A 26,087-nucleotide genomic window follows, 5' to 3' on the forward strand; every position below is an offset into this window, starting at 1 on the left:
CAAATTCTGATCATCGCCAATTTCTCATGAGAAATGGTGATGTAAAATGAAATAAAACCTTGCTTCCATACCGATTCAGTTATGGATGCGACGAATATCCTACTCAGCCGTCGTTCCCAAGCGCTTGATCGAACCGACCAGTTGCAACGCGTGGCGCAATGAAGCTGCCGTTGCCACCACCATAGGCGGCAATAGCAGCCATTCCAATGTCCAGGCGGCGCCAGAGCGCTCCTGCTCGTGTACCAGCGACTGGTGAATGCCGGAAAGCTGGACGGCATTGAAGCGAGCTAGCGTGACAAGCGTTTCAGCCGCGACCGGATTTTGCTTGTGCGGCATGGCGGAGGAGCCGCCGCCGCCGGCGAGTTCGATCTCGTCGCCCGCCTGCGCCAGAAGTGCCACGTCCTGGCCGATCTTGCCAAGGCTGCCCGAGATCATGGAGAGCAACCCCGCCAGCTCGGCAATGCGCGCCCTTTGGCTCTGCCATTGCGGCTCGTCCGTAAGCCCAAGCGCCTGCGCCAGCGCGCTCCTTACTTCGGCTGCCTTCTCGCCGATTTTTTCGAGCGTGCCCGCCGCGCCGCCGAACTGCAGCGGGAAGCTTTCCTGCGTCAGCCGATCGCGATACTGATCGAGCGGATGCTGCCACGCCCGCAGCCGATCGGACACGGTGATTGCGATCGCGGCCTGCATCCGGGTGCGGCCCATGAGCCGGTTCGAACCGAAACGCTCATCCAGTTTGGTAAGCGCGGACGATACCGCGAAAAGACGACCAATCAGGACAAAAGCGGCCGCCTTCAGACGTAGCATCAGGCTGGTGTCGATGACATCCTGGCTGGTGGCGCCGAAATGGACATGCTTGCCTGCATCCTCACCGACCGCCTCGCGCAACTGCCGAACAAGATCGGGTACGACGACGCCATCGGACGCCGTTGCCGTCTTCAGGCTTGGCAGGTCAGGCTCGAAAGTCGTGCAGACCTCCGCGATCCGTCCAGCCACCTCCTGCGGGATCAAACCATGCTGCGCCTCGACCTTGGCAAGTGCCGCTTCGAAAGAGAGCATGGCGCGGATATCAGCCTCGGCGGAAAAATATGCCGCCATCTCCTCGTCACCGAGAAGACCAGACAGAAAAGGGTGGTCGAAGGGAGAAACGCTCATGGCCTATATATCGAGGAAAACCGTCTCTTTGTCGCCCTGCAAATAGATATCGAACGTGTAGACGGAACCTTCCTTGTGGGCGATCAGCGTTGCCGCACGATCCTTATGTTCAATCCGTTGCAGCAAGGGATCCTCGGCGTTGGCGGCGGCCTCTTCGGGGAAGTACATGCGCGTGTGCAGGCCGATATTGATGCCGCGTGCCACGATCCAGACGGTGATGTGCGGCGCCATCTTGCGGCCGTCCTTGAAGGGAACACGGCCCGGCTTGATGGTCTCGAAACGGAAGACGCCGTCGGTCGAGCTGGTTGGGCAACGCCCCCAGCCGGTAAAATTCGGATCAGCCGTGCCGCGCAGCTCCGAGGGGCTGTTGTAGAGCCCGGCACTGTCGGCCTGCCAGATTTCGAGAACAGCATCCTTGACCGGCGCTCCCGCGCCATCGAGAACCCTGCCCGTCACGGTGATACGCTCGCCGAGCGTCTTGTCGTTCAACATGACGGAGCCAAGGTCGGTTTCGTAGACACCGCCGATCTCGCTATAGTTCGGCGTCAGACCGATATGGACGTAAGGCCCTGCCGTCTGCGACGGCGTTTCCTTGAGATAACCGAGATCCTGTACCATCAATTGCCCTCCAGCCGGTTTTCGAACAAGGTCGACCGGCGACCACGCAGCACGATGTCGAATTTATAGGCGCGGGCATCCATCGGGATCGTATTGCCCCAGTCGAGCGGTGCGATCAGCTGCTCGATCGCCTGTTTGTCGGGGATCGTGCCGACGATCGGACATTTCCAGATCATTGGATCGCCCTCGAAATACATCTGCGTGATCAGCCGCTGCGCAAAGCCATGGCCGAAGACGGAGAAGTGGATATGCGCAGGGCGCCAGTCGTTGACGCCGTTCGGCCAGGGATAGGCGCCGGGGCGGATGGTGCGGAAGGCATAGCGGCCTTCATCATCGGTGATGGCGCGGCCGCACCCACCGAAATTCGGATCGATGGCCGCGAGATAGGTTTCCTTCTTGTGGCGATAACGGCCGCCGGCATTGGCCTGCCAGAACTCGAGCAGGACGCCCGGCACCGGCCGGCCGCGCTCATCGAGCACGCGGCCATGGACAATAATCCGCTCGCCGATAGCGCTCTCGCCCGGCTTGGCAAAATTATGGATCAGGTCGTTATCGAGCTCGTTCAATATGGAATGGCCGAAGACCGGCCCGGTGATCTCCGAGATCGTGCCGTCAAGCGACAGCAATGCGCGCTGCGGCGAGCGCAATACGGACGTCTTATAGCCGGGCGCGAGGGCCGGCGGATGCCAGGCGCGGTCTCTCGCGAAAAAGGCGCCCGTTTCGGGCTTGCTGTTGCTTCTATCGGACATGTCTGCCTCGCTTCATGCCGCCTGTTCGGCGTCCATCTGTTCGAAAACCTGCTTGGCGATCTTGATCGCGTGGTTTGCCGCCGGCACGCCGGCATAGATCGCCACATGCAGAAGCGCCTCGCAGATATCGTCGCGCGTCGCGCCGGTGTTGCGCGTGGCGCGCACATGCATTGCCACCTCGTCATCCTGGCCGAGTGCCGCCAGAAGCGCGATCGTCACGATGGAGCGCTCGCGACGGCTGAGCGTCGGGCGCGACCAGACGTGCCCCCAGGCCGCTTCGGTGATCAGCTCCTGGAAAGGCTTGTCAAACTCTGTCACGCCCTGTTGCGCGCGATCGACATGCTCGTCGCCCAGGACTGCGCGGCGCGTTCCCATGCCCTGCAGATAACGCTCGGACGGCGCGGTGGGATCATTCATCAGGCTTGTTCTCCACGCAGGACGACATCGATGAAGGCACGGATGACTTCGGTCAACGCCTCGGGTTGTTCGACGCAGGGGATGTGGCCCGCGTCCTTGATAACTTCATAACGCGCATTCGGAATGAGCTTTGCCGTCGAAAGCACCAGCTCCGGCGGCGTCGAGCCGTCCTGATCGCCGACGATGCAGATGGTTGGCACGGCGATCTTTGCCGCGGCTTCGGTCAGATCGGCATCGCGAAGGGCCGCGCAGGTAGCGGCATAGCCCGCAACCGGCTGGCGGATCAGCATGTTGCAATAGCCGGCATAGGCGAGGTTTTCCAGACGACGGAAGGCGGGCGTGAACCAGCGCTCCATGATGGAATCGACGATGGATTCGATACCATCAGCCTCGACCTTGGCGATGCGGGCATTCCAGCTCTCGGTCGTGCCGATCTTGGGGGCAGTATCGCAGAGGATCAGCGCCCGCACCAGATCCGGCCGCCGCTGATAGAGCGACTGCGCGATCAGCCCGCCGACCGACAGGCCGCAGATAATGGCATTCTTGACCGAAAGGAAATCGAGCAGGCCAGCGAGATCGGTGGCGTGATCTTCGATGGAATATGGCATCTGCCCGAGATCGGAGAGACCATGGCCGCGCTTGTCGTAAAGCACGATGGCGAAATCGCCGGCCAGACGCACGATCACATCCCGCCAGATCCGGAAATCGGTGCCGAGCGAATTGGCAAAGACAAGAACCGGCTTGTCGGCGGGGCCGCCAATGATCTGGTAATGGATCGTGACGTCGTTGATGCGGGCAAACTGCACTGGAAATCTCCTCGGGTGCGAGATTGGATGTATAATCTGGTTAGGTAAAATGATATTTCTTTGCTCTACGATAACTCCAGGGTTATGAGTGAGCATGCTCGACGCACGCATAAAGTTCCGCCATCTGCAGACCTTTGTCGAGGTTGCGCGCCAGAAAAGCGTGATCAAGGCGGCTGGCCTGCTGAATATCAGCCAGCCGGCGGTGACGAAGACCATTCGCGAGCTGGAAGAAGCGCTTGGTGTCGCCGTCTTCGAGCGCGACGGGCGCGGCATCCGCATCACCCGCTATGGCGAAGTCTTTCTCCGCCATGCCGGTGCCGCGTTGACAGCACTCCGACAAGGGCTGGACTCGGTTTCGCAGGAGCGCTCCGGCGAAGCGCCGCCGATCCGCGTCGGCGCATTGCCGACGGTTTCGACGCGGATCATGCCGCGGGCAATGGATCTGTTTCTCAAGGAAGAGACCTGGAGCCGCATCAAGATCGTGACCGGCGAAAACGCGGTCCTTCTGGAGCAGTTGCGCGTCGGCGACCTCGATCTCGTCGTCGGCCGATTGGCAAGCCCGGATAAAATGACCGGCTTTTCCTTCGAGCACCTCTACTCCGAACAGGTGGTTTTCGCCGTCAGGGCCGGCCATCCCTTGCTGTCCGGCACGCAATCGCTGTTTTCCGATCTCAGCCGCTACACAGTCCTGATGCCGACGCGCGGCTCGATCATCCGCCCTTTCGTCGAGAGCTTTCTGATCGCCAACGGCGCCGGCGGACTGCCCAACCAAATCGAAACCGTCTCCGACTCCTTCGGCCGCGCGTTCGTGCGCTCAAGCGACGCCATCTGGATCATCTCGGCTGGCGTCGTTGCCGGCGATGTCGAGGACGGGCTATTAGCACTTCTGCCGATCGATACCAGCGAGACGAAGGGACCGGTGGGATTGACCATGCGCACCGACGCCATCCCAACCCTTCCCTTGTCGATCCTGATGCAGACGATCCGGGAGGCAGCAAGCGAGGTCGCCAAGAAGCTTTAGATCTCGTCTAGAACGGCAGGCCGACATAGTTCTCGGCGAGCGCGGTCGAAGCGGCACGCGAATGGGTGAGATAGTCGAGTTCGGCTTCCTGGATCTTCTGGTCGAAATCATGTGTATCGGGAAAGCGATGCATCATCGTCGTCATCCACCAGGAGAAGCGCACCGCCTTCCAGACCCGGGCAAGCGCGCGGGCGGAATAGGCCTCCAGTCCGGCATTGGATCGATCCTGATAATGCTCGGCGAGACCCGAAAACAGGTAATGCACGTCGCTCGCCGCAAGATTGAGCCCTTTGGCACCGGTCGGTGGCACGATATGGGCGGCATCGCCAACCAGGAAGAGGCGGCCGAAACGCATGGGTTCGGCCACGAAGGAGCGTAGCGGCGCGATCGATTTTTCGAAGGACGGCGCCGTCACCAGAGCCTCGGCATGATGGGCAGGCAGTCGACGGCGCAGCTCATCCCAGAAGCGATCGTCGCTCCAGTCCTCGATCTTTTCGTCAAGGGGACACTGAATGTAATAGCGGCTGCGCGTCATCGACCGCATAGAGCATAGCGCAAATCCACGCGGATGATTGGCATAGATCAGCTCATGATTGACAGGCGCCACTTCCGCCAGCACGCCAAGCCAGCCGAAGGGATAGACCTTCTCGAAACTGCGGATCGCCTTTTCCGGAACCGATTTGCGGCTGACGCCGTGAAAGCCGTCGCAGCCGGCAATGAAATCGCAATCAATGCGATGGGAAACGCCGTCTTTCTCATAGGTCAGGTAGGGCGTTTCGCCATCGAAACCGTGCGGCTGGATATTGGCAGCGCTGTAGATGGTTGGAGCGCCGCTTTCCTCGCGGCGGGCCATCAGGTCGCGGGTCATCTCCGTCTGTCCATAGATGACGACCCGCTTGCCGCCGGTGAGACCATGAAGGTCGATACGATGATCGCGGCCGTCGAAGGCGAGCGAAAAGCCATCATGCGGCAAGCCCTCGGCATGCAAACGTCCGCTTGCCTTAGCCTCGTCCAGCAATCGGACGGTGCCTTCCTCCAGCACGCCGGCGCGCACGCGGCCGAGAATATAATCCTTGCCGACACGATCGAGAATGACATTATCGATGCCGGCCTCCGTCAGTAGCTGGCCGAGCAGCAGCCCGGACGGCCCTGAACCGATAATGGCGACTTGAGTGCGCATCGTCTCTCCTCCCATGCGTATTTCTTGCCTCAAGTCTCTTCGGCGCGAGGTAAGTCCGCAATGGACATTTCGGTCACGAAATTGCACAAATCGAACATGGTAAGCGAGGAGTGCCATGACGAAGACCGTGCCGACTTATGAGCTCTATGGCGAAAATACCGGCCGAAAGCCGGATTTCTGGCTGCATTGCGAGACAATTCCCTCCCGCAGCAGCCTTCATCATTGGGAGATCCGCCCGCACCGGCATGAGAGCTTTTTCCAGATCTTGTACATACAAGCCGGATCGGGCGATGCCGTCTTTGACGGAATTCCCCATGCCATCACGCCACCCGCCGTCATTACGGTGCCGCCGCGCCTCAATCACGGCTTCCGCTTTTCGCGAGATATTGACGGCTTCGTCATCACGGTGCTGATCTCGCATCTCAAAGCTTCGCCGGGTGATCGCAGCCGGCTGGGCACATGGCTTGCAGATCCGCATCTGACCTTGCTCGATCCTGACGATGAAGACGCAGCCTACGTCGCCAGCACATTGAGGCGCCTGGGAGAAGAATTTGCGAGCCACCGCAACGGCCGCAACGATCTGCTGGATGCCTATCTAACTTCGGCCTTGCTGCTGACGGCCCGCATCGCCCAAAAGGCTGATGAGGAATCCAATCCGGGCGACGAAAGCGAGCGCCGCATGGAGATGCTGCAGGGCCTGATCCAGCGCCACTTCCGCTCGCACAAGCCGGCCGCCTTCTATGCGGAAAGCCTTGGCATCTCGCCGGCCCATCTCAGCCGCATCGTGCGTGGCAGAACCGGGCATGGCGCGCACGAGCTGATCACACGCAAGCTGCTGGATGAGGCCAAGCGCGAGCTGGTCTTCACCTTCGCGACCGTTCAGGAAATCAGCTATCGCCTCGGCTTTGCCGACCCCGCCTATTTCTCCCGCTTCTTCGTCAAGCAGACCGGGCAAACGCCTCGCGCCTGGCGGATTGAGGAGAGGGAGAGGTTGGGAATGTGAACAGAAATCAATCGGGTAATCACCCGCCCTCGTGGTTCGAGACGGCCTTACAGGCCTCCTCACCATGAGGGCTAATCCTCTCACGCGCCAAAAAGAGGCTCCAAAGCATATCGAGCGTCGGGCATGCTCCATCCTCATCCTGAGGTGCGCAGCCGAAGGCGGAGCCTCGAAGGACGAGGATGGCCCCGTAAGCTTCACAGACTACGGCAGCACCAGCCGCAGCGCCTTCTGTGTTTCCTTCAGCAATGGCAGAAAGCGCTCGGCCATGTCGGAAGCCGCGACGTAAGCAGCGGGAGCGCCAATATTGATCGCCGCCACGGTCTGGCCGCGATCGTTTTCGACCGGCACGGCAATCGAGCAAAGGCCGATTTCCAGTTCCTGATCGATGACGGCATAGCCCTGCTCCCTCACCTGGCGGAACTCCGCCATCAGTTCCTCAGGATCGGTCTTTGTATTCGGCGTGTTCGCCTTGAGGTCGCTCCGCTCGAGCACCGCACGGGCCTGGCTTTCCGGCAAGGCGGCCAGCAGGACGCGACCCATTGAGGCGCAGAAGGCCGGAAGCCGGCTGCCCGGCGTCAAGTTGATCGACATCACCCGGCGCTGCGAGGCGCGGGCGATGTAGACGACCTCCGTGCCGTCGAGCACCGAGGCTGACGCATTCTGCCCGGCGCGCTCAGCAAGCTGATCGAGATGGGGCTGGATGATCGTCGGCAGCGGCGTCGCGGCCAGATAGGCGTGGCCGAGCCTCAGGATCTTCGGCGTCAGCGTGAAGAATTTGCCGTCATAAGTGGCATAGCCGAGTTCGGAGAGCGTCAGCAACGAACGGCGCACGGTGGCGCGATCGAGGCCGGTCAGCTTCGATGCTTCGGCAATCGTCAGGCGCTGCTGCGTCTCGCCGAAGGCTTCGATGACTTTCAATCCCTTGGCAAAGCCGCTGACGAAATCCGTTTCGCGCATCTCTGATCCCCGATTTTGGCGGCATTTTGTGCGATATATGAACAAATGTCAAATATCGCACAAAATAATTGCCGTCCAGCCCTTGCTGATCTATTCGAAAGGAAGAGGACGGGGCGCCTTGGTCCGCCCGCATTGGCAAGTGGGAGTTTGCGCATGGATAAGACAATTGCGAGCACGGCGGCTGCCGTCTCCGAGATCAGCGATGGTGCGACCGTCATGATCGGTGGCTTTGGCGGCTCCGGTGCGCCGATCGAACTCATTCATGCGCTGATCGACAAAGGCCCGCAGAACCTGACCGTCATCAACAACAATGCCGGCAACGGGCGTATCGGCATCGCTGCGATGATCGATGCCGGCATGGTCAGGAAGATGATCTGCTCCTTCCCGCGTTCGTCCGATCCGCGCGCCTTCACCGACCGTTACCTGGCCGGTGAAATCGAGCTGGAACTGGTGCCTCAGGGGACGCTCGCCGAACGCATCCGTGCCGGCGGCGCCGGCATTCCAGCCTTTTATACCCCAACCGCCTATGGCACCGAACTCGCCAACGGCAAGATCATCGCCGAATTCGACGGCCGCCACTATGTTCAGGAGCGCTGGCTCAAGGCCGACTTCGCTATCGTCAAGGCTGAAGTCGGCGACGTGCAGGGCAATCTCATCTACAACAAGGCCGGCCGCAATTTTAATCCGCTGATGTGCATGGCCGCGGCCAAGACGATCGCACAAGTCTCGAAAATCGTTGCTGCCGGCGAGCTCGATCCCGAGCACATCGTAACCCCCGGCATCTTCGTCAACGGCGTTGTTGAGGTCGCCGATCCGCAGCAGGAAGAAAATCTCATTCGAGCCGGAGTGGCCTACGTATGACCATCGACACACGCGAAGACATCAAGCTCTCCAACGCCCAGATCGCCTGGCGCGCAGCTCAGGATATCCAGGATGGCGCCTATGTTAACCTCGGCATTGGCTTTCCGGAAATGGTCGCCCGCTACCAGCCTCCTGGCCGCCAGGCGATCTTCCACACCGAAAATGGCATCCTGAATTTCGGCGAGCCGCCGGCGGAAGGCGAGGAAGATTGGGATCTGATCAACGCCGGCAAAAAGGCCGTCACGCTGAAACCGGGCGCCTCCTTTTTCCACCACGCCGATAGCTTCGCCATGGTGCGTGGCGGCCATCTGGATGTCGCGATCCTCGGCGCCTATCAAGTGGCGCAGAATGGCGATCTCGCCAATTGGCGCGTCGGCTCCAAGGGTGTGCCAGCCGTCGGCGGAGCCATGGATCTGGTCCATGGCGCCAAGCAGGTCTTCGTCATCACCGAACATGTGACGAAGGACGGCAAGCCGAAACTGGTGGAGGCCTGCACCTTTCCGCTGACCGGTGTCGGCTGCATCACCCGTATCTATACGAGCCATGCAGTCATCGACATTGGCAAGCAAGGTTTCGTCGTGCGCGAAAAACTCGCTGCCCTGACGATGAACGAGCTGCAAGCGATGACCGGTGCGCCCCTGCATACAGACGGCCCGGTTGCCGACCTGATCGTGCCGACGCTCTAAAGCTCGTTGCGATCTTTCAGATTCGCGCGCAATGCTTTAAGCTTATAATATTTCGCATGCCGTTGTCGCAAATCCGCTGCTCACTTTTGCGCGCCATGCCGTAGGGAGAAGACCATGACCGAAGCCTTCATCTGTGACTATATCCGCACGCCGATCGGCCGCTTCGGCGGATCGCTTTCTTCCGTCCGCGCCGACGATCTCGGTGCAATACCACTGAAGGTGCTGATCGAACGCAACGGCTCTGTCGACTGGGAAGCCGTCGATGATGTCATCTATGGCTGCGCCAACCAGGCGGGCGAGGACAATCGCAACGTCGCGCGCATGGCAAGCCTGCTGGCCGGCCTGCCGATTTCAGTGCCCGGCACGACGATCAACCGGCTTTGCGGTTCGGGCATGGATGCCGTCATAGCAGCCGCCCGCGCCATCCGCGCCGGCGAGGCTGAATTGATGATCGCCGGCGGCGTCGAAAGCATGTCGCGCGCGCCCTTCGTCATTCCCAAGGCCGAAAGCGCCTTTTCGCGCAATGCCGAGATCTACGATACCACCATCGGCTGGCGCTTCATCAACCCTGTCATGAAGAAGCAATACGGCGTGGATTCCATGCCGGAAACCGGCGAGAACGTCGCAGAAGATTACAAGGTCAGCCGCGAGGATCAGGACGCCTTTGCCGTTCGCTCGCAGGCAAAGGCTGCGGCAGCACAGGAGAACGGCCGGCTTGCCAAGGAAATCACTTCGGTCACGATCCCGCAGCGCAAGGGCGATCCGGTCATTGTCGGCAAGGACGAGCATCCGCGCGCAACCACCATGGAAGCGCTTGCCAAGCTCGGCACGCCCTTCAAGAAGGAAGGCGGCACGGTGACCGCCGGCAACGCCTCCGGCGTCAACGATGGCGCTGCCGCGCTCATCATTGCTTCAGGGGCAGCTGCCAGGAAATACGGCCTGACGCCGATTGCCCGCGTCCTCGGCGGCGCGGCCGCAGGTGTCCCTCCGCGCATCATGGGGATCGGCCCGGTTCCCGCCTCGCGCAAGCTGATGGCTCGCCTCAACATGCACCAGGAACAGTTCGACGTTATCGAATTGAACGAGGCCTTCGCTTCGCAGGGGCTTGCCGTGTTGCGCGAACTCGGCATTGCCGATGACGATACGCGCGTCAACCGCAACGGAGGCGCCATCGCGCTCGGTCATCCGCTTGGCATGTCCGGTGCCCGCATCACCGGTACCGCCGCCCTGGAACTGAAAGAAACCGGCGGTCGCTATTCGCTGTCGACCATGTGCATCGGCGTCGGCCAGGGCATCGCTATCGCACTGGAACGGGTCTGATCGTTCTGGCCAGCCTATGGTCCGGCGCCACATGAGCGGCGGACCATGCTCACGGCCGAAACCCGAGCCGGGTCATTGAAGGCTGCAACCAACGATAAAAACTGGAACGGCAAAGGTTCTGGCGCGTTTTTCCTGCTGCTCAGTGGGATCAGTCCATGCCATCACGCCAGAATGTCTTAAAAGCATCTCCGTCAAACGCCGTTATCATTCTCATTGCCATCACCCTGTCGCTGTCGATTGCGCACTCCGCCTTCGCTGCCGAGGGGCAGAAGGCCAGCCACCCTTCGGAAGGGCTGTTCCTGGTCCAGATCATTCTGCTTGTGGTATCGGGCAGATTGCTCGGCGAATTGATGGTGCGCATCGGCCAGCCATCGATCATGGGCCAGATCATTGCCGGCATCATTCTCGGCCCCTCCCTTTTCGGCTTGATCTTCCCCCATGCACAGGCGAGCCTTTTTCCTTCGGAGGGCGCACAAAAGAGCATGACCGACGCGATCGGCCAGCTCGGCATTCTCTTTCTCCTGCTGCTCGCAGGCATGGAGACCGATCTCGCTCTTGCGAAACGCTTGCGCAAATCGGCGGCCGGCGTTTCGTTGACGGGCATCGTCATTCCCTTTGCGGCCGGCTTTGCACTCGGCGAGCTCATCCCGGACGCCTTTCTTCCCGATCCCGAAAAGCGGCTGGTCACATCACTTTTTCTTGGTACCGCGCTTTCCATTTCTTCCGTGAAGATCGTCGCCTCCGTCGTCCGCGAAATGGATTTCATGCGCCGGAACATCGGTCAGCTGATCGTCGCTTCGGCCATTATCGACGATACGGTTGGGTGGGTCATCATCGCCATAACCTTTGGTCTTGCGGAAAAAGGGACAGTCGATCTCATGACACTGGCGACCAGCGTCATCGGCACACTGGCCTTCATGGCCGTGAGCTTCACTGTAGGACGGCGGATCGTGTTCGAGATCATCCGCTGGACCAACGATAATTTTCGCAGCGATCTGCCCGTGCTCAGCGCCATCGTTGCGATCATGGGCGGGATGGCCATCATCACCAATCTCATCGGCGTCCATACCGTGCTCGGCGCCTTCGTCGCCGGCATTCTCGTCGGTGAATCGCCGATCCTCACCCGACAGATCGACGTCCAGCTTCGCGGTTTGACGACAGCGCTGTTCATGCCAGTCTTCTTCGGGCTGACCGGCCTGCAGACCGATCTTACCGTGCTTGCCGATCCCTCCATCTTGCTGCTGACGGCCGCCATCGTCATCATAGCGAGCATCGGCAAGTTCGGAGGCGCTTTTGCCGCCGCCAAGTTTGGCGGCTATTCGGCATCCGAAGCTCTGGCGCTCGGCTGTGGAATGAACGCCAGGGGATCGACGGAAGTCATCGTCGCGACCATAGGCCTGTCCGTCGGCGTATTGGACGAAAAACTCTTCTCCATCATCGTCGCCATGGCCGTCATCACCACGATGGCGATGCCGCCAACGCTTCGCTGGGCGCTTGCCCGCCTGCCGTTGCGCGAAGAGGAGCGTGACCGGCTCGAACGTGAAGAATTCGAAAGCGAAAGCTTCCTCGGAAATTTCGAACGCATCCTGCTGACCGTGGATGGCTCGCAAAGCAGCCGCCTCGCCACGTGGATCGCCGCCTTCTTCGCCGTGACGCGCAAGATGCCTGTCACCGTCCTGGATATCAGGGAACCAAGCGACGCAATACACGATCCAAATGACAGAGCGACGACAGTCGCAGCGCCGCAAGGTCGAGCCGTCGCTGACGATTTGAGACAATGCGCGACCGATTTACTGGCGTCGGCTTCCCCGAAGCAGGATATGGCCAGCGAAAGCGATATCCATGTTACGGTCCGGGAGAAGAACGACACGCTGGAAACCATGCTCGAAGATGTCTCGGGTGCCGGCCACGATCTCCTCTTCATGGGCATCGAACCGACCATGGGCGAAGACGGGCGCTTCAGCACGGCCCTGCAAATCATGACCTCTGCCTTCCAGGGAACGTCAGCTATCGTAACAGCACGCGGTATGCTCCCCGAACGTCCCCAGGACTTGAGAATCCTGCTGCCGGTCAGCGGCACCGAACGCTCCGTCCGGGCAGCCGAATTCGGGCTTGCGATTGCGAAGGCGGCGGGAGCCCATTGCGCCCTGCTGCGGATCGTTGAACCGCGACAGGTCAGAGCCATTCCGCGCATCAGCGACCGAGGCAATGACCAATGGGACGTTCTCAACAAGGTCGGCGCGATCGCGGATTACTATGGCGTCGAGATCGAGAAGGTGGTTCAGCAAGGACCGTCACCGGAGCTCTCGATCCTGCGGCACGCCCGAAGCGGCAAATATAATCTGATCGTGCTCGGCGTGAGCAAGCGAGCCAGTGGCAGCCTCTCCTATGGCAGCGTGGCAGACACACTGCTGCAAACGGCAGACAGATCATGCGTCTTCATTGAAACCGACCTGGCCGCCTCGCAGGCAATTCGCGAATAGCCCTGTCCGTCAACGGTGGGATGAATCAAGAGAAGCAATAGGCGCCATCAGCACTATTCATTTCTCGAACGTAGCCCCGTGAAGCATATTGACCGGCAGCACGATCTTTTGCAGAGCCCGATATGTCCGACCTTATCCTTTCGCGCGACCATGAAGAAGCCGATACGCGGGAAGGATGGAAGGTCGTTGCCGCCACCCATGTGCTGACGACCGTGACGTTCGGAGCCGCCTACTCCTTCTCCGCCACTTTGCCGGGGCTTGCTGCGGAGTTCAATGCGTCGCGCGGCGAGGTCGCCCTCGTCTTTTCCATTTCCGCATTTCTCTTCTACTCGCTCGGCGCGATTGCCGGGCCTCTCGCCGACAGATGGTCGTCGCGCAGCCTTGTTCTTCTGGGACTGGGAGCAATGATCATTGGCTATATCGCCGCCAGTCGTGCCGGATCCTTGACCGCACTTTACATCTGGTATGGCTTCGGCGTCGGATTTGGGATCGGCCTGTCATACGTTCCGGCGATCGGAGCGGTGCAATCCTGGTTCATCCACAAACGAAGCCAGGCGTCGGGCGTCGCGACGGCGGGGATTGGGCTTGGGACCTTGATCCTGCCCTTCGCCATCGGCCAGGCTCTTCCCTTCATCGGCTGGCGAGGGTGTTTCCTTGCGCTTGCCTGCATCTTCGCCGTTTTTGGCATACCGGCGGCTCTGCTTGTCCGCAAGCGCCGTGACGGTACGATCTCGTTCCCGGCGCACGCCGGCAATCCCAAGCTCCCCGCTATATGGCGCGACGGACGGTTCTGGCTTTTCTATATCGTGCTGCTCCTGTCCTCTCTGTGCACCTTCATCCCCTATGTTCATATCGTCGCCGCCGCCCGCGACATGGGGCTTTCCATTCAGGACGGAACCGCCCTTGTCAGCGTTATCGGTGTCGGCAGCGTCATCGGCCGCTTCTTTCTGGCAGGCCTGGGAGATCGCTTCGGCCGCCGGCAACTGCTGGCATCGCTCACCCTTGCAGTCGCGGCCTCCTTTGCCATATGGGCGTCGGCATCAGGCATGATCCAGCTGATCTTGTTCGCATTGATCTTCGGCATGAGCTATGGCGGGTGCGTCGGCCTTTATCCGGCTGTCGCCGCCGATCTGTTCGGCACGCGCCAGATTGGTGCAGTTATCGGGTATCTCTATTCGGCCGTGGGTGTGGCAGCCCTGATCGGGCCAACTGCAGCAGGCTTTATTTTCGACCATACCGGCAGCTATTCAGGCCCGATTATCGCAACCGGCCTCGCGGCATTCGCAGCAGGCTTTATCGCGTTGCGCCTCGGGAAGAAGTCCTAGAGCTGAGCTGCGATTGCAGCCTTGTCGATGACAGACCAGACGTTCCGGATCCGCCCATCCAGAAACTCATAGAAGACATTCTCGGCAAACTGCACCCTTCTGCCATTCACCGCCATACCGAACAGCATTCCCGTCGGCCTACAATCAAATTGCAGGCGGCTTGCGACGCGTGGCGGTTCGCAGATCAGTAGAGTGATATCGAAATGAAGATCGGGAATGGCGCGAAAATCGCCTTCGAGCATTTGCCAATAGCCTGATAGTCCAATGTAGGCGTCATTGTAATGCACGTCTTCATGGACGAATTTACCCAGATTCGACCAATCCTGCTTGTTCAGACAGGCAATATAGCCTCGGTAGATCTCGGACAGATCGACGCTTGCCATTCTCATCACCCACGCCCTGGAGGCGGCCCGCGCTTCAGGCCGATGCCTGCAGACGGCGGCGACTGGTATGCATCATCGTAATCGGATGCTTGAGCGCCGGTGCCGGACGGCCGATATGGTATCCCTGAACGGCATCGATGCCAAAGGATTTGACGAGATTGAGCTGCTCCTCGTCCTCCACGCCCTCAACCAAGATGCGATGGCCGCGATTGCGCACCAGACCGATGATGTCCTCGAGAAGGATCTTCGCACCGTCGTTGCTTGCCGCGTCATGCAGGAAGGATTTATCGATCTTGACGGTTTCGAACTCCATCAGCCGCAGCCATGACAATCCGGCAAAACCTGTGCCGAAATCATCCAGCCAGAATTTGATGCCGAGCTTCTTCAGATCCTGAATGCTGTCGAGGACATCGGGGCGTATCTCCATATCGACGCCCTCGGTGATCTCGAACGCCACCCTGTGACCCGAAACGCCCGTTTCCGCCAGAATAGCGGCCACCTGCGCGGCGAAACCCGGAGCCCGAAGCTGGATCGGGGAGACGTTTATGCTGACCGTGTCGACAATGTCGCGGGTAAGCAAATCACAGCAGGCCCTTCTGATCGCCCAATAGCCGAGTTCCATGATGGCGCCGGTGCGTTCCGCTATCGGGATAAAGACGGCCGGAGAAGCATTCGATCCGTCGAGCAACTGCAGGCGCATCAGAGCTTCATAGGCACCGATTTCTCCAGTCTGGAGATATTGGATCGGCTGATAGACCAGCGAGACGAGGTTCTGCTGGATGGCGATCTTCAAAATGGCCGCGATATTCTCGCTCGCATCGCCGCCCGGCAGCTCGTTCGGATCGAAGATCCGTGCGCAATTGCGGCCGCTCGCCTTTGCCGAATACAGAGCACGGTCTGCCTCGTTGATCACGTTCTCCAGCTTCGCGCCGGCGACGTCTCTCGTAATGGTCGCTCCAACACTTACCGTGACATGCCGGAAGCCGTCCAGACGTTGTGCATGGACGATATCGAGAGCCTCTATCCCCTGACAAATGGCATCCGCCAGAGCCAGCGCATCCGAACTGCTCTCCAGATCGAGGATAACGATGAATTCCTCGCCGCCGTAACGTCCGACCGTTGCCCCGAGTGGAGCAACGATGTTCGACAGCGCATTGGCAACCGTCACAAGGCAGTGATCCCCCTCCTGATGGCCGTAATAATCATTATACTTCTTAAAGAAGTCGACATCGACCAGCAGGATGGCGAATGCTGCGCCCTTCTCGCGCCAGCGATCCCAAAATTGTTTCAGCCTTATATCCGCGGCTCTTCTGTTCTCCATCCCGGTCAGGGAATCCGTAATCGAAAGCCGCAGAAGCGCCTCGCCGCGTTCCGTCGCCTGGCGCTGCTGCAGCTCCGCTTCCCTGGCATTGAGAAAGACGTTGAAACGCTCCTTGTTCAGTTTCCAGTTCACATAGGAGGTGAACACGAAGCAGCAGAGATAGAAGGTGGTGAAGGCCAGACAGTAGGCGGCGCTATAATGAAATTCCGTCAGCGACAGCAGGAAAAAGGCGAAGATCAGCCCTGATGACATCAGTGCCAGGCCGAACTCAAGGCTGAAGAACAGGTTAACGCCCATCATGAAGATGGCGCCGAAGGCGGCATAATAGGAGAATGCCTCGGCATTGGCCGTCTGCAATGCCGGCAGCAGCCACACGACATATCCGAGAACGACGGCCGCAGCACATGTCGCCTCAAGCTCGCCGGCACGGCGTTGCCGCGAAAACTGCATTTCCAGGATCAAAAGCGAAAAACCCCCGATCAGAAACCGCGCAGGGATCGTCACGTGCGAGACGTCGGGAATGAAGACCAGATCCGTGACCAGGAAGAGGATATAAACGGGCACGGCAAGCCACAGACCGCTGCGAGCCAAGACGCGCCGCGCATCGTTGCTATAGGCTTTGTAGAGCCCGCGCAGCTCATCGGGGCGGTTAGTCATGCGAGCCTCGCTCTGACCAAGATCGCTGTTTCCCGACAATCGACGCATGCTCATCATCACCCGAGTTAGCCGAGACCTCATGTCCACCGCGTTACCTTTGCGTCGCTCGAATGAACAAATCGCTCGCTTCACCACGGCGGCTAATTTGATCCGTTTGATAACGACAGCGTTGCCGCAGCGACATTAACAAAACCATAGCGCTCAATTTTTATATGAGATATGGTTTGCGTAGTGTTCACGGAATGATTTAAAATTGAAACAATTTCAAACCGCTCTTGATGGCTTCAGCCTCGTTACCTCCCAGTCCATCTCGGAACATACGAGATCGTCCGGTAACAACATTGCAACCGACCAAATAAAGGAGGGCGAGGCCGAACTCGCCCTCATTCTCTCCCTCACGCAGCAGGCGTTCGAAGCAAACGCGCCCGTTCCAGGCACCATGCAAGCCTTGACGGAGCGTCTGCAGGCGCTGAAAAACAAGACGACACCCCTGACCTGGGCACATCTCGCCTCGGTGGCGCAGGGACATCCCGTGTCGTCCTACCTGTTGCAGGACCCTCTGACACGATGGTCCTTCGAAAAGCCGCGTGGCTACAGCGGCGATGCCTATCTGCTGGATTTCATCTATGAACATCCGGCCGTTGCCGCACAGGTGGCGGAAGCTTCGGCGCTGGGCGCAGAAGTTTACGATTTCACCCGGCGCGCACCATCCGCCGTCGCCGTGCGAGAAAGGCGCGAGATCCTGGCAGCCCACGTCGATGCAGTGGCGGAGGCGACGGATGGCGCCGAAGTCCTGGCAATCGCGGCCGGCCATCTTCGCGAAGCGGAGCTCTCAAAGGCTCTGCAAAGCGGCAGGCTCAAGCGCTGGGTCGCGCTTGATCAGGACCCGGTCAGTGTCGGGGCGGTGAGTTCGACCTTCCATGGCACCTGCATAGAAGCGATCAACGGCTCCGTTCGCACCATTTTGGGACGCGCGCAGAAGCTCGGCACGTTCGACTTCATCTATGCAGCCGGCCTTTACGATTATCTGGCCGAAAGCGTAGCCGTGCGTCTGACGGAACGCTGCCTGCAGATGCTGAAGCCCGGCGGCAAGTTCCTGCTCGCAAACTTCGCCAAGGATATCGGCGTCGAAGGCTACATGGAAACCTTCATGAACTGGCCGCTGATCTGGCGAACGGACGAGGATGTCCAGTCGATCATCGACAAGGTCAAACACCCGATCGCCGATGTTTCCCTTACACGCGGCGAAAACGGTGGCGTCATATACGCCGTTCTGACCGTATAGCCGACGGCAAGCGTGATGACCGGCTAAGCCGCGCTGCGGCTTGGCCGGTAAAATCGCAGCAGCGCAAGCAGCAGAAGATTGACCAAGATGATTGCTGCGACGGCGGCAGGTGCTGCTGCATCTGGCGCCAATATTTGTTGACGCAACAAATAACCCGATACCAGAAACGGCGTATTCCAAATCAACGCGCCGCAGAATGTCGCGATGGCAAAGCCTGGCGCCGGGATGGCAAGCACACCTGCTGGCAATGCCATATAGGCGCGAACGATAGGCACAAGCTGACCGAAGAGCGTGGCCCGTATGGCATGACCATGATAATTGCGTTTCAGGCGCAGATACCACTCTTCTTTGATATCCAGACGCCGGGTCATCCTCAGCACGAAGAGGTCGCCACGCGCAGGTCCCAGCCAACGGCCTATTCCATACCAGAACAGCGAGCCTGCCGTTGAACCGGCGGCGGTAACGGCGATCACTGCAGGCAGATCAACCGGGTTGGCGACACCCAGCATGCCCAGCATCAAGAATAGGGCGATCGACGGTAGGATGGGGACAAGCTTCTCGATCGCGGAACACAATGCAAGGCCGAACAGTCCCCACGCCGCCAGATCGGGCAGAACATCCAACATATAGGAGGAGTCACTCATGTGGCGGCAGCCGGAGATTTTATCGGCCTGCGCCGGACGATCTTATAGACCCTAGCAGGCGGAAAGTTGCGCAGCACCTGGCCCTGCAGCGTTGCCTTGAAGCCATACCGGTCGAGCAGGCGATGCGGTATCGGACAGCGCAGGCCATAGGTGAACTGATAGAGTGCCCCGCCCTCACGCAGCCTCGCTGATACCGCAGCAAGAATGGCAATGACCGTCTTCGGCGACATGTTAAGTAGCGGCAACCCGCTGATCGCACAGCCGAACAGCTCTCCTTCAGGCAAGTCATAGGCATCAAGCCGCGCAGCATCGGCGCAGATGACGCGGGCATCAGGAAACCGCTGTCGCAGCAGACTGGCAAAACTATCAGCGGATTCAATCAGCGTAATATCGCTTTCGCATATGCCGCGTGCGAGTAGGGCTCGTGTGAATACTCCCGTGCCCGGACCGAGCTCGAGGATCGGTCCCGCCGAAGGACCAATTTCGCTTGTAATCAGATTGGCTAGGACCGGGCCGGAGGGGGCGATCGCTCCCACCATGCGCGGATTGGTCAGCAGAGTTCGCAAGAATAGTGATGTGTTTGACATATGTTCCCGCCAGTAGGGGCTCAAGAGATTCGCCTGTGCAGCAGGCTTTTCCTAGAAGGAGCCGATTGCGAGAACATTGCATCGGGAGCCGATAGGCTATCCGGCCATCGGAAAGCTCAATCTGAAAGACGCACCACCCGTCGGTCCGTCGATGACGCAAACCTTTCCGCCATGGAGCCTCGCAATCTCCTGAACGAGGTTCAGCCCGAGGCCGAAACCTTTGCTGCGTCCCTGGAGGCGGTGAAACGGTTCGAAGATGCGGTCCCGCTCCTCCTGCGGGACACCGTTTCCTTCGTCGCTTACGGTAATGCCGGTGGCACGGCCGACATGGACGGTGATCCTGCCGCGGCGGCCGCCATGCTGGATCGCATTCTGCACGAGGTTGGTGACGGCCCGCTCGATGGCCATGCGATCACCGAGAACCTCCACAACCTCCTCGTCCTTGATGAAACAAGGTTCGTAATTGGCAGCGATTGCAAGCGGTGCCAGCTCCGAAACGACGTGTTCGGCGACCTGTACGAGATCAACTGAAGTTGGCTCGAAGCGATGATTGAGGCGCTGAAGATCGAGGAACTGCTCGGCAAGCGTCGCAAGGCGCACCGTATCCTCAAACAGCCGCTCCTTCAAAGGGCCTGCCGGCAGACCATCGAGACGTGCCTGCAGGATCGCGACCGGCGTCCGCCACTCATGCGCAAGATGGGAAAACAGACGCTTCTGCCGCTCATAGCCGTCGTCCAGCCGGCTCAGCGCGTCATTGACGGCTTCGACAAGCGGCAGGATCTCGCGCGGAACATCATCGATCGGTAGCCGCATTCCCTGGCGATTGATATCGATCTGCCCGGCGCGGGCAACGGCGGAATCAAGCGAAGAAAAAGCGCGGCGAATCACGAGTGGCGCGGCAATCACCGTTGCGACCGCCGTTACGATGAGCAGCGGCAGAAGAGCGCTGAAGAAGACAATGCCCACCGCGCCAAGGACACGGATCGTCGACACGCTGCCGTCCATACCCGTCAGAACCTGGACCTCGCCTGCCGGAGACGAGACCCATTGCAACCGGGCGGCAGGTACGGTGCTGCCGCCGAGATTGCCGCCGAAACGGGCTTGTCCGACACCGTCGAGCGCAGCGCCGATCGCGGCATAGGCCGCGGGTACGTTTCCGTCCTTGATCGTGGCGCCGCTGCGATCGCGAACGACGAACCAGAGACCCGGCAGATCCCCACGCCGCGCCAAAAGCGCTGCCGTCTCCTTCAGCATAAGGGCACCATTCTGATCGCGCCCAAGGGACCGGGAGATGGCATCGATGGTCTCATCTTCCGGCTGAAGAGAGATGAAACTGCCGGTCGCCCAAAGAGCAGCCACGATGAGCACCGCAAGCAGCGACAGGAAGATCGCTTGCAGGAATGATAGGCGCAATACGAGACGCCATCGCAAGGAAGGCTGGCCTCCGCTCATGATTTCAGTCTCATCAGATAGCCAATGCCGCGAACAGGATGAATCTCCAGCCCGGACTCCACCGAGGCAAGCTTGCGGCGAAGACGGGAGATATGCGCATCCAGGGTGTTTGACTGGATATCTTCGCTGAACCCGTAGACAGCCTCCTCCAGAGCGTGGCGCGATACCGTGCGACCAAGCCTACGCGCAAGCGCCTCAAAGACCAGAACTTCCCGGCGTGGCAATTCGAGCCGTTCACCCTCGATCAGGATGTCATGACAGCCGAAGTCATAAGATAGCCTGCCGAAATTCATCACCTCGCTCCGCAGTTCGCCGGGGCGCCTCAGGATGGCGCGCAGTCGCGCCAGAAGCTCCTCCATGGCAAAAGGCTTGACGAGATAATCGTCGGCGCCGGTATCAAGGCCGCCAATACGGTCGTCGAGATCGCCGCGTGCCGTCAACACGATAACGGGCGTATCGATGCCGGCCGCGCGCAGCTTCGGAATGATCGACAAGCCATCGCCATCCGGAACCTGCCGATCGAGGAGAATGACATCATAAGGGAGATTGATCGCAGCCTCTTCGGCATCGGCCAGGATCGAGACGTGATCGACGACGGCATCGCGAGCCTGCAACGCAGCGCTCAGCGCCGCAGCCATTTCCGGCTCGTCTTCAAGCAACAATATCCGCAATGAACCGTCCCCAAAAATGTAAGGATTGCATTGCATAAGCGGATTGCGGGAAGATTGCGACCCTCTCCAGGCGACACTTCATCATTCACTGGAGAATTCAGACCGATACGCTGTCGGTAGGAAAGATATCGGCCAGTTTCGGCTTTCGACGCCAGTCAGGTCACAGGGGAAGGCATCGCCTCCCCCTGCGATATCCGCCGCGCGGCGGCTGATAGGTAGGCTACAGCGAACGGAGCGGTGAACCCACCATACAAATGGTTTCCCGTCCGTCGTGATTTCGCAGCCGCACCGCCATTCTCGAACCAGCAGAGGTCAAGAAGGACGAGCCGTAAAGTGCCCATCTGCATCAAACCCACCTCATTTAAGGCGGCTCACATGCAACGCCAGCAAGCTGCGATAATCCAGCCCTTCCTCACGCTCGGGAAGACCGATATCCCGAAGCTGATAATTCGATAATCCATATACCTGCTCATAAGTCTGCCGCCGTTTCCAGACAACAAACAGCAGGGCGCGTGCAGTCCTCCACGCACCGAATTTTTGGTACAGTTCATCGACCGTCGCCGTCAAACTATCGGCAACTATAAATTGTGAATGAGTCATTATTTTTCCTGGCGCAGTCACGCGACCAGGTCCTCTTGAAGCTTGACCGGCTTCAGGAGTCGATGCGTCAACGACACACCAAATCACACCCTCGGCAAGTCATATAGGTTTATTGGGAAAACGCCTAAGCGGCGGCAGATAAAGCTTTTTTAGCTTTAATTATAAAGTCGCCGCGCAGTTGGTGTAATGCACACCAAGGCCGTCGACATCATTCCGCCGGAGACGTAGGTAAACATATGTGAATTATGCATGTCACGCCTCCTTGTTCGATTTGCGGATGAACGTGATCATACGCGAGATCTGGAAATCAGCAACCCCACAATTTCGAATTGCAGATATCAGGCATGAAATGTTGCATCGAAGCAACAGTGACGACGGTATCGAATCGCCTGCCGGGAGATTGTCTCAAGGCAGCACGATAGTCACCAAACTTACTGTGTTCAAAACACTTCGCTAGAATGAATTGACGATACCGCCGCCGGTGCGCATCTGCTGCACCATGATATGGGCGTGATAATGCATGGCGCATTTGATGGCATAGATTTGCAGGACGACGGGAGAGCGCCGATGCCGCAGGAGATTGAAAAGCCGCGCGCGGTAAGTGGCGCGCAAATCAGCCTCCTTAACTCGGCGCATCAACCGGAGGAAAATCCCGACAGCTTCGAATGCCCATGTCGCATTGAGTGTCAGCAGGCGCAGTGGATGGCGGCGCAGGTGGCGTAAGCGAGTACTTTCCGGTTCGATACGCGCGTCGATGTAAAGCGCATCCAGCCGATCGAAATAGGCGGCCGGCTCGTGCAGATCGCTTAGAACCGAAAGATATCCATCCCGCAGGGTTTCGCGCGAGAGATTGAGCGGTATGACATTGGTGCCATAGGCGGGCGGATCGTCGTGGTCGAGGCGGCCTTCCTTGGCGAGGCGCGTATAAAGCGGCGTCTTCGGAATCGCCGCCAGCATGCCAATCATGGCGTTGACGATGCGCGCATCCCTGATGAATACCCGCTGCGCATCGAAAATGGTCGCATCGTCACTATCGAAGCCCAGGATCATGCCGCACCAGACTTCCATACCGGTCTGCTGGATCGTGTGGATTTTGTCCAGCATCGTCCCGCCCTTGCGCAGGTTCTGCAGCTTCTTGGTTTCGCGCAGCGCCTCCTCGTTCGGAGTTTCGATGCCGATGAAGACGACGCGGATATTGGCATCGACCATCAGCTGCATCAATTCAGCATCGTCAGCCAGATCGATCGATGCCTCCGTCAGGAACGTCATCGGGTAATGATGGCGCTCCTGCCAGGCAACGACATCCCGCAGGACCTCCTTGATCGCCTTCTTGTTGCCGATCAGATTGTCGTCGACGATGAAAGCCGTATCCATCCCGGAGGCGAGCAGGGCCTCCATCTCGGCGATGATCTGCGTACTGGTCTTGATGCGCGGCTTGCGGCCGAAAACGACGATGATATCGCAAAAATCGCAGGTGAAGGGACAGCCGCGCGAAAACTGGATGCTGCCGACAGCATATTCGTCCATCTTCAGGAGATCAAAACGCGGCACGGGCACCTTGCTCATATCCGTCTTGTCAGCCTGTTCATAACGCCGCGCATGATGACCCTCCTGCCATTCAGCCAGGAATTTGGGCCATGTCTCTTCCGCCTCGCCAATGAAGGAGACATCGACGAGATTGCCGAAATAATCCTCCTTGACCGTAACCCAAGGTCCGCCGACGACGGTGAAACAGTTGCGCCGTTTGAGCTCGGTCAGGATTTCCGTCATGCGGAAGCGCTGGACGATCATGCCTGTCAGCGCAACGATATCGGCCTTCTCGCAAAGGCCGTAGTCTATCGGCTCGATATTCTCGTCCACCAGGGTGACGGTATGTTCGGCCGGCGTCAGCGCCGCCAGCAAAGGCAGGCAGGCCACCGGAAGGTTGGCCTTCACGTCGAACAGCGGCAGAGCGTGCTCCATCCCCCAATAAGAGGTTTCGAAACGCGGATTGATGATGACGATATGAGCCATTGAATGGTCCGCTCCATGATATGAATCTGGTTCGGTATTGCTTTGAGCCTGTATGTCATTTGCAGCTGCATGCGCTGGCCTTACAGCCGCGAAGCAGGGTCTTCCAGCATCGAGGCGGCTGTCTTAGCAGCCCTATATGAGCTCAAGATTAAATTCCGGATGCTGGCGGCTGGACGTCCAGGCCATCACCCCGCAGGAGGACATTTTTCTAGCGGGGCGCACTGGGTGCGAAACAACACCTCCCTTCGAGGCCCCTCAAGGGGAGGGTAAGCTTCTACCACTTCGGTTGCCGAGAACGCCTCTCATCCAGGCCGATTCGACGTGTTCCCGCACCGCCGATAAAAATTTTTCCGGCGGCAATGTCGAAATCGTCCCGACGCAATCGTCTTTATTCCAGACATGGCGCGAAAGGATATTATCGGATCTTTCGCGCCTGAGCCGAACCGGATGAAGGGAGCTGCAAAATGAGTTCGTCCTATCGTTGGGTGATTGTCGGTGCCGGCGCGCTGATGACCTGTGTTGCGCTCGGCGCGATGTTTTCCTTGGCGATCTTTCAGGTACCAATTGCCGCCGATACAGGCTGGTCGCATGCCGGCATCGCTGCCGCCATGACGCTGAATTTCCTGACCATGGGCCTCGGCGCCTTTGCCTGGGGTGCCGCAAGCGATCGTTTCGGCATCCGCATCGTGGTGGTGATCGGAGCGTTGCTGCTTGGGCTGGCGCTTGTTCTGGCAAGCCGGGCGGGCTCGCTTCTGCAATTCCAGCTGACCTACGGTATTCTCGTCGGCCTTGCCGCCAGCGCCTTCTTCGCGCCGATGATCGCGGCGACGACCGCCTGGTTCGACGAGGGCAGAGGTCTTGCGGTGTCACTGGTCTCGGCCGGCATGGGCGTTGCACCTATGACGGTATCGCCCTTCGCCCGTTACCTGATTTCCGCTTACGATTGGCGTTTCGCCATGCTCATCATCGGCATCATGGCCTGGGTTCTACTGATACCGGCGGCACTGCTGGTGCGGCGGGCACCTGTTCTTGCCGAAGCCACCGCTTCGGGCGGGCAGAGGGAAGAGCAGAGCCTGCCCCTTGGCCGGATCTTCCGCTCGCCGCAATTCCTCGTACTCGGCGCGACCTTCTTTGCCTGCTGTGCAGCCCACTCCGGGCCGATCTTCCACATGGTCAGTTACGCCACCATCTGTGGTGTGGGGCCAATGGCAGCCGTCAGCATCTATAGCGTCGAGGGCCTTGCGGGTCTTGGCGGCCGTCTTCTTTACGGGACGCTGGCGGACAAGCTCGGCGTGAAACCGGTGCTGGTTGCGGGCCTTCTCGTGCAGGCGGCGGCACTTGCTACCTATCTGATGGTCAGTGAACTCGGCGAGTTCTATGCTTTGGCGGTCATCTTCGGCAGCGCCTATGGCGGTGTCATGCCGCTTTATGCCGTGCTCGCGCGCGAATATTTTGGGCCGCGCGTCATCGGTACCGTCTTTGGCGCAGCATCGATGCTCTCGAGCATCGGCATGGCCGCCGGGCCTTTGATCGGCGGCTGGATCTTCGATACCTTCGCCAATTATTCCTGGCTCTTCATCGGTTCGTCCCTTGTGGGATTGGGGGCTGCCGCCATCGCGCTTGCCTTTCCGCCCATGCGCCGCCTGCAACTGCAGGCGGCATAAGACAGGCCGGAAGCGGCCTGAGTCCGCTTCTGCAAATCCTGCCGGGTGCCTCATATTTTACCGCGCCCGGCAGCGCTTTCCCCGGCAAAAAGCCCTTGGCGTCATTGAACTGACCCCCGAAAGTTGGACAACCAACTTTCGGGGTTTTTCATGTCGAAATACAGCACGTCGTTCAAGCAGAGTGTTGTGGAGTTTTACAGCGGCGGCCAGCGCAGCCTGCAGGAGGTGAGTG

The 26,087-nt window shown here is 59.5% G+C and carries 24 protein-coding genes; 9 read left to right on the plus strand and 15 right to left on the minus strand.

The annotated features are described in order from the left end of the window. Positions 1 to 99: 99 nt before the first annotated feature. Genes JJQ51_RS12285 through pcaD form a run of 5 tightly spaced genes read right to left on the minus strand, consistent with a single transcriptional unit; the run spans position 100 to position 3,742 of the window. The gene (locus JJQ51_RS12285; protein WP_113350642.1) at positions 100 to 1,152 is read right to left on the minus strand and encodes a 3-carboxy-cis,cis-muconate cycloisomerase; all 1,053 of its coding nucleotides are present in this window, start codon (positions 1,150 to 1,152) and stop codon (positions 100 to 102) included. Between the two features lie 3 nt (positions 1,153 to 1,155). Further along, positions 1,156 to 1,770, minus strand: a complete 615-nt coding sequence (gene pcaG / locus JJQ51_RS12290; RefSeq protein WP_113350643.1) for a protocatechuate 3,4-dioxygenase subunit alpha — start codon at positions 1,768 to 1,770, stop codon at positions 1,156 to 1,158. Beyond that, positions 1,770 to 2,519 carry a protocatechuate 3,4-dioxygenase subunit beta gene (gene pcaH, locus JJQ51_RS12295; RefSeq protein WP_113350644.1) on the minus strand — a complete coding sequence of 250 codons (750 nt, stop codon included), beginning with the start codon at positions 2,517 to 2,519 and terminating at the stop codon, positions 1,770 to 1,772. The genes pcaG and pcaH overlap by 1 nt, the downstream gene beginning before the upstream one ends. Positions 2,520 to 2,531: 12 nt before the next feature. Further along, complete coding sequence (pcaC, locus tag JJQ51_RS12300; RefSeq protein ID WP_113350645.1) at positions 2,532 to 2,936, minus strand: 4-carboxymuconolactone decarboxylase; 405 nt, start codon at positions 2,934 to 2,936, stop codon at positions 2,532 to 2,534. Continuing rightward, the gene (pcaD, locus tag JJQ51_RS12305; protein WP_269244762.1) at positions 2,936 to 3,742 is read right to left on the minus strand and encodes a 3-oxoadipate enol-lactonase; all 807 of its coding nucleotides are present in this window, start codon (positions 3,740 to 3,742) and stop codon (positions 2,936 to 2,938) included. Before pcaD ends, pcaC begins: the two co-directional genes overlap by 1 nt. Before the next feature lie 94 nt (positions 3,743 to 3,836). Between pcaD and pcaQ the strand changes: the two genes are divergently transcribed. Beyond that, on the plus strand, positions 3,837 to 4,763 hold the full coding sequence (gene pcaQ / locus JJQ51_RS12310) for a pca operon transcription factor PcaQ (RefSeq protein WP_269244763.1): 927 nt from the start codon (positions 3,837 to 3,839) through the stop codon (positions 4,761 to 4,763). Positions 4,764 to 4,770: 7 nt separating this feature from the next. On the opposite strand, the gene pobA is transcribed toward pcaQ, so the two are convergent. Further along, positions 4,771 to 5,943, minus strand: a complete 1,173-nt coding sequence (gene pobA, locus JJQ51_RS12315; protein WP_269244764.1) for a 4-hydroxybenzoate 3-monooxygenase — start codon at positions 5,941 to 5,943, stop codon at positions 4,771 to 4,773. A gap of 115 nt (positions 5,944 to 6,058) precedes the next feature. On the opposite strand from pobA, the gene JJQ51_RS12320 reads away from it, so the two are divergent. Beyond that, complete coding sequence (locus JJQ51_RS12320) at positions 6,059 to 6,946, plus strand: helix-turn-helix domain-containing protein (protein ID WP_269244765.1); 888 nt, start codon at positions 6,059 to 6,061, stop codon at positions 6,944 to 6,946. Between the two features lie 201 nt (positions 6,947 to 7,147). Here the strand turns inward: JJQ51_RS12320 and JJQ51_RS12325 are convergent, their stop codons facing one another. Further along, a complete protein-coding gene (locus JJQ51_RS12325) occupies positions 7,148 to 7,903 on the minus strand; it encodes an IclR family transcriptional regulator (protein ID WP_269244766.1) in 756 nt (251 codons plus the stop codon). 153 nt (positions 7,904 to 8,056) lie between these two features. Between JJQ51_RS12325 and JJQ51_RS12330 the strand changes: the two genes are divergently transcribed. The 5 genes from JJQ51_RS12330 to JJQ51_RS12350 all read left to right on the plus strand — a co-directional run bounded on the left by JJQ51_RS12330 (position 8,057) and on the right by JJQ51_RS12350 (position 14,578). Next, entirely contained in the window at positions 8,057 to 8,764 is a 708-nt protein-coding gene (locus JJQ51_RS12330; RefSeq protein WP_269244767.1) for a 3-oxoacid CoA-transferase subunit A, read from the plus strand. Continuing rightward, positions 8,761 to 9,450: a CoA transferase subunit B gene (locus JJQ51_RS12335; RefSeq protein ID WP_269244768.1), complete on the plus strand. Its 690-nt coding sequence runs from the start codon at positions 8,761 to 8,763 to the stop codon at positions 9,448 to 9,450. Before JJQ51_RS12330 ends, JJQ51_RS12335 begins: the two co-directional genes overlap by 4 nt. Before the next feature lie 114 nt (positions 9,451 to 9,564). Then, the gene (pcaF, locus tag JJQ51_RS12340; protein WP_269244769.1) at positions 9,565 to 10,770 is read left to right on the plus strand and encodes a 3-oxoadipyl-CoA thiolase; all 1,206 of its coding nucleotides are present in this window, start codon (positions 9,565 to 9,567) and stop codon (positions 10,768 to 10,770) included. 155 nt (positions 10,771 to 10,925) lie between these two features. Further along, positions 10,926 to 13,253 (plus strand): cation:proton antiporter domain-containing protein, encoded by a 2,328-nt coding sequence (locus JJQ51_RS12345; RefSeq protein WP_269244770.1) that lies wholly within the window; start codon positions 10,926 to 10,928, stop codon positions 13,251 to 13,253. A 122-nt stretch (positions 13,254 to 13,375) separates the two neighbouring features. Beyond that, complete coding sequence (locus tag JJQ51_RS12350; protein WP_269244771.1) at positions 13,376 to 14,578, plus strand: MFS transporter; 1,203 nt, start codon at positions 13,376 to 13,378, stop codon at positions 14,576 to 14,578. On the opposite strand, the gene JJQ51_RS12355 is transcribed toward JJQ51_RS12350, so the two are convergent. Both JJQ51_RS12355 and JJQ51_RS12360 read right to left on the minus strand, forming a co-directional pair. Beyond that, entirely contained in the window at positions 14,575 to 14,961 is a 387-nt protein-coding gene (locus JJQ51_RS12355; RefSeq protein WP_269244772.1) for an ester cyclase, read from the minus strand. The two genes, JJQ51_RS12350 and JJQ51_RS12355, sit on opposite strands and share 4 nt — an antisense overlap. Positions 14,962 to 14,995: 34 nt before the next feature. Continuing rightward, the gene (locus JJQ51_RS12360) at positions 14,996 to 16,939 is read right to left on the minus strand and encodes a putative bifunctional diguanylate cyclase/phosphodiesterase (protein ID WP_246661121.1); all 1,944 of its coding nucleotides are present in this window, start codon (positions 16,937 to 16,939) and stop codon (positions 14,996 to 14,998) included. A 253-nt stretch (positions 16,940 to 17,192) separates the two neighbouring features. On the opposite strand from JJQ51_RS12360, the gene JJQ51_RS12365 reads away from it, so the two are divergent. After that, entirely contained in the window at positions 17,193 to 18,224 is a 1,032-nt protein-coding gene (locus JJQ51_RS12365; RefSeq protein WP_113329572.1) for a class I SAM-dependent methyltransferase, read from the plus strand. Between the two features lie 23 nt (positions 18,225 to 18,247). On the opposite strand, the gene JJQ51_RS12370 is transcribed toward JJQ51_RS12365, so the two are convergent. The 6 genes from JJQ51_RS12370 to JJQ51_RS12395 form a co-directional block, all read right to left on the minus strand. Then, the gene (locus JJQ51_RS12370) at positions 18,248 to 18,850 is read right to left on the minus strand and encodes a DedA family protein (RefSeq protein ID WP_233788591.1); all 603 of its coding nucleotides are present in this window, start codon (positions 18,848 to 18,850) and stop codon (positions 18,248 to 18,250) included. A gap of 14 nt (positions 18,851 to 18,864) precedes the next feature. Further along, positions 18,865 to 19,455 (minus strand): class I SAM-dependent methyltransferase, encoded by a 591-nt coding sequence (locus tag JJQ51_RS12375; protein ID WP_112723326.1) that lies wholly within the window; start codon positions 19,453 to 19,455, stop codon positions 18,865 to 18,867. 96 nt (positions 19,456 to 19,551) lie between these two features. Next, positions 19,552 to 20,907 (minus strand): sensor histidine kinase, encoded by a 1,356-nt coding sequence (locus JJQ51_RS12380; RefSeq protein WP_269244773.1) that lies wholly within the window; start codon positions 20,905 to 20,907, stop codon positions 19,552 to 19,554. Then, positions 20,904 to 21,578: a response regulator transcription factor gene (locus JJQ51_RS12385; protein ID WP_162748753.1), complete on the minus strand. Its 675-nt coding sequence runs from the start codon at positions 21,576 to 21,578 to the stop codon at positions 20,904 to 20,906. Before JJQ51_RS12385 ends, JJQ51_RS12380 begins: the two co-directional genes overlap by 4 nt. A gap of 357 nt (positions 21,579 to 21,935) precedes the next feature. Next, complete coding sequence (locus JJQ51_RS12390; protein ID WP_269244774.1) at positions 21,936 to 22,178, minus strand: DUF1127 domain-containing protein; 243 nt, start codon at positions 22,176 to 22,178, stop codon at positions 21,936 to 21,938. Positions 22,179 to 22,631: 453 nt separating this feature from the next. After that, positions 22,632 to 24,191 (minus strand): DUF4070 domain-containing protein, encoded by a 1,560-nt coding sequence (locus JJQ51_RS12395; protein ID WP_269244775.1) that lies wholly within the window; start codon positions 24,189 to 24,191, stop codon positions 22,632 to 22,634. Positions 24,192 to 24,655: 464 nt separating this feature from the next. Between JJQ51_RS12395 and JJQ51_RS12400 the strand changes: the two genes are divergently transcribed. After that, entirely contained in the window at positions 24,656 to 25,855 is a 1,200-nt protein-coding gene (locus tag JJQ51_RS12400) for an MFS transporter (RefSeq protein WP_113329566.1), read from the plus strand. Positions 25,856 to 26,087 lie beyond the last annotated feature (232 nt).

Source organism: Rhizobium sp. AG207R (genome assembly GCF_027109195.1).
Lineage (GTDB): Bacteria > Pseudomonadota > Alphaproteobacteria > Rhizobiales > Rhizobiaceae > Rhizobium > Rhizobium dioscoreae.